Annotated in this window: 2 protein-coding genes and 1 pseudogene; all 3 read right to left on the reverse strand. The window is 41.5% G+C overall.

The window, feature by feature from the left end; genetic code table 11:
• Positions 1-220, reverse strand: a pseudogene (locus RMO79_RS00195) (hypothetical protein); the annotation flags it as partial.
• A 40-nt stretch (positions 221-260) separates the two neighbouring features.
• Positions 261-2,039, reverse strand: a complete 1,779-nt coding sequence (locus RMO79_RS00200; RefSeq protein WP_310481022.1) for a S8 family serine peptidase — start codon at positions 2,037-2,039, stop codon at positions 261-263.
• Between the two features lie 120 nt (positions 2,040-2,159).
• Positions 2,160-3,929 carry a hypothetical protein gene (locus RMO79_RS00205; RefSeq protein ID WP_310481023.1) on the reverse strand — a complete coding sequence of 590 codons (1,770 nt, stop codon included), beginning with the start codon at positions 3,927-3,929 and terminating at the stop codon, positions 2,160-2,162.
• Positions 3,930-4,040 lie beyond the last annotated feature (111 nt).

Consider the following 4,040-nt stretch of genomic DNA (forward strand, 5'->3'; position numbering starts at 1 on the left):
TATAGCAGCGTTGCACTTCAGTTTTGAATTGGCCCCATTTGAATTTTGGATTTCTTTTTGTCCAGCTTAAAATGTTTAGAAGGAAATTTGAGTAGCCATCGGCAGAACACTCAATAAACCAGTCTTTCCACAAGCCATTTGTAGTGCATTTATAATAACGACCTTGGATCAGGTCTATGCCTGTGTCATTCCACTTTACTTCGCAGGAGATTTTTACCATGATATTATACGTTTTGGAAAATCAGATTTCAGACTAAGATTTACACTTGCTGCAACCCTTGTTTCAGCTCCTGAGATATTTTCTTTGTCATCAATATTTCTCGTGAGGATTGAATGTTGTCACTATCTAGAAAATCAGAATCACCATCAGTTTCTTGTTGAGTAATTTCATCAAGAAATGTATTGTAAAGATCTGGATTGGTAGCAAAATTAAAAGCTAATTCCTGACCTACCTCTTTTAAGCGAAGTGGTAAATCAGTCTTATTACTTCCCAACAATTTTGCTAGGTTTTCTTCTATTAAGATATCAGAATCAAAGTTGTTGGTGCCTTGTTGCAATAGGATTTCGGAAGCATTTTCACCGAACAACTGCTTTAATATCTCCATTTCGTCTGCCTGTGATGAAAATCTCTCCTCAAAATTTAGCAGCAGAGGTGGTGTTATTTCGTTAATATTATCTGGTAGTGGGGTTGCCAATAGCTTTTCGGCATCTACGATCCCAGCTCCAAAATTATTGGTATCCCAGCCTGTTGGAAGATTACAGCTTTTTATTAACATATAGTTGAACAAGGCTGGAATATTTTCGACCCCATACTTTTCAATGAGTTTTTGTCTGTCATGATATGACAGCCATAGTGCTGCGATCCCGGCTACCTCTGCAACAGAAAAAGACGTTCCTTTTCCTCGTGTAACACTATCATCATTATCTTTTTTAGATGCTGCACACCAAACAGATTCTCCAGGAGCGGTTATATCTACTTTCTTGCCACGGCAAGAACCACTCCAGGTTTCACCTTTGGCGTTGCTAGCAGCTACAGCAATAACTTCGTCATAAGCAGCAGGCCACACTACAAATCTGACGACATTTCCGGCTGCTGCTGCAACGATGACCCCATTCTTTTGAGCATATGCAATTGCAGATCTTAAAAATAGAGATCCCAAACCACCCAAGCTAATAGAAATTACGTGGGCACCTTGATCGGTTGCATAATAAATGGATTGAGCAAGCTTCATCATGCCCAGCAAAACGACGGAATAAGTGACGCGCAGAGGAATAAGTTTGGCTCCTGAGGCAACCCCAGTCACAAATTTTGTGTTCTTATTACCTGGAGTTTGATCGCCTTGTGGGCTAATAATGACGCTAGATGTTGCTGTCCCGTGCCCTGGATTAGAAATAAGTACTCCATTAGGCCGTTCGAGTTCGTCTGTGGAATCTAAGTCATTTTTGAGGAAATCTTTGCCCTGAGCAACTAATAAGTTTGCCAGGATTTCTGGATGAGGCCGATAGCCTGTATCTGGATGTCCGATGACTATTCCTTGCCCTGGAAGCTTGGTTGGATCTGAGAAGAAGCGCGCCCATGCTTCAAGAATACGCATTTGATTCAAGCTCCATTCTGGGTCATTGCTTTCAGTCAAGTGCGACTCTTCTCCAAATATTAAGGATTCAGGATAAAGAGCTGCTGCATCAGGATCGGTTGTCAGTAAATTTAGAGTTGTGTTATTCCAATCAGGGCGGCCTGAAATGGCGACCTCAAATAGTGGCTCCGCATAAACGATGTCTGGTAGAGTTTTCAACTGGCGAGAGATTTGCCATGCTTCTGCTATAGATAACTGACGCTCTACGGAAGTGATGTTAAAACCATTGGGACTGCTATCTGAATGACTGCCGAAGGGTGTAACGACCCAGTCAGAGCCAAGTTGTGATAATAATGATTCTTGCAATGTCGATGCGGATGTAGATCCATTAACCCACACTGCAAAACCTTCAAAAACAGACTCGAAAGCTTGTGGTGAGTTTGCTGATATTTCTGTTGATTTCATGTTCCTCCTGTTTTTTGGTGATATAACTATAGAATTTGTCCGTTTCTTCCAACTTGAGTTGCATATGGATACAAGACTTACTTGCCAACGAAAATAGCTGAGGGCATAAAATCTGTGCCCTCAGCTATTTTCGGACAAAGTATATCTTACAACTAGCCAAAGTCTGTCTGGGCTTGCTCCTGCAATCTTCAACTGCCAGTCACTCATAAATAATCCTTTATCATTACCATTGATCGATAGATACTTATTACCTTTGGTGAAAGTTATCATTGAATCTTCTTGTCCCTGTATACCAATAGAAGTTGTTGAATCTATTAGCGGAAACAGATATAAATCAGTAGCTTTGATCTTTTCGGGGCCTCGACCTTTAGCGAAAATAGGTAGCCGCTCATGCAAATTATTCAGCATGATGACTCGATCAGCCTCAGGTGAACTCATGGCCTTATGCCACTCTGCTGCAAATTCATGCTTGAGATCGAAAGCTGCAAATAGACCCTCCTCCTTGCTTAAATTCTCAACACTTTTGATGTAATCTTGCACGGATTTGGCAGCATTTGCCTTGAGGTTGTCACCACCTTCCATAGCGGTATAGCGAATATGCACAACTACATCTGAAATAGTGTCATAGTCAAATTGCCTAAATTCTTTGGGGAGTTCCAATCGCCATTTACTAATGGCACCAGCACCTTCAAAAGGTAGGTAGCGTTCATCTTTGAAGTTGAGTTCAAATACGCCGCTATCATTTTGCCCGGTACTGCCAGCAATGGCGGCAATGGGCACATTGACAGTACTAAACCGATCGTCAGTTTCTTCGATTTTTTCTAGATAATTATTATCACTGGCTATGGCACTAATTCTAAACTTGTGTTCGACAAGCCGGAAGGTGCAATTCAGACTGGTGTAAGGACCGACAACACAAGGTACTGTCAAGGCTACGGATTTGATGCGGCGCATGTAATGGCCGGGATAATCCATATCGAACAAGACTTCCGGTAAAGCAAATTCACAGGTTCCATCCTTTTTGAGACTCATCAATGCCAATGGATTAACTTGCCGTAAGGAGATGTGTTTGGTGATTTCGTAATCATAACCACGTTTTTCTTGGTAGGCGGCTTCAAGTTGTTTGAGGCCAATATATAGTCGTTCACCGGCCAGTAATCCGTTACGAGCTGCATCCCAGTAGCCAAACTGGATGAAGTTGGAATTTGTCATTCCTCGCTCAAAGCGGAAGACTTTTTCGGCTTTTTTGGCTAGCTCATAGGCTAGGGTGTAAGCCTGATAGTAAAGAGTTTGAATTTGGCCTTCCATCCAGGTATAGAGTTCTTCGTTGGTATATTTATTTCGTAAGAACTCTTCGACTTCTTGAGAGTTGTCGATATTTTTTTGCTGGTTAGTAATCTCTTGGTTGGCGATATTAATCCGAATTTGTTGGGTCAATATCTGTTTGTCGATGTTTTTGATTTCGTAGCCAGCAATATTGGCTTGCTGAATTCTATCTTGCAACTGACGTAGGAAGCCTGCTTTGCGCCCCGCATTACTCGATTGATAAGTTAAGTCACTAGCTTCAATTTGTAGGTATTTTGCAGTTGCTTGCGCCGCAGCTCCAAGCAAAGTTCCACCATAAGACACACTGGCTCCCACACCCAAAGGCTCCACGTTTCCGGTTATTGTTGGTAGAAGATGTAGTACTCCAGCTAAAGTTTCTATCTGACCTATTGTCTTTTGTTTATCTTTCCCTTCAGCAGCTTTATCCATTTCATCTTTTTCATACTGAATCAGCTTTAAGCCACCTTCATCAACAGGTTTCTCAATTTGATTTGGTAAAGCATTAAAGTCAGCGCTTGCACCAGGGATTTTATCAGCATCGGCCAATTCAAAACTGAAGTGCAACGCTGCTATACTGGTACAGAAAAGAATACCTCATAAGGTGTTCTATAGTCAAGTGATTTTCTTGGTCTATGGTTTATTAATTCAACATATTCTTGGAATTCTTCTTCCATC

Origin of the sequence: Chamaesiphon sp. VAR_48_metabat_403 (genome assembly GCF_031422475.1) — a bacterium.
Lineage (GTDB): Bacteria > Cyanobacteriota > Cyanobacteriia > Cyanobacteriales > Chamaesiphonaceae > Chamaesiphon.

Bases quoted from the DNA above. Each gene is read 5' to 3' on its own strand.
- RMO79_RS00200 (WP_310481022.1), bottom strand. From the start codon at position 2,039: ATGAAATCAACAGAAATATCAGCAAACTCACCACAAGCTTTCGAGTCT.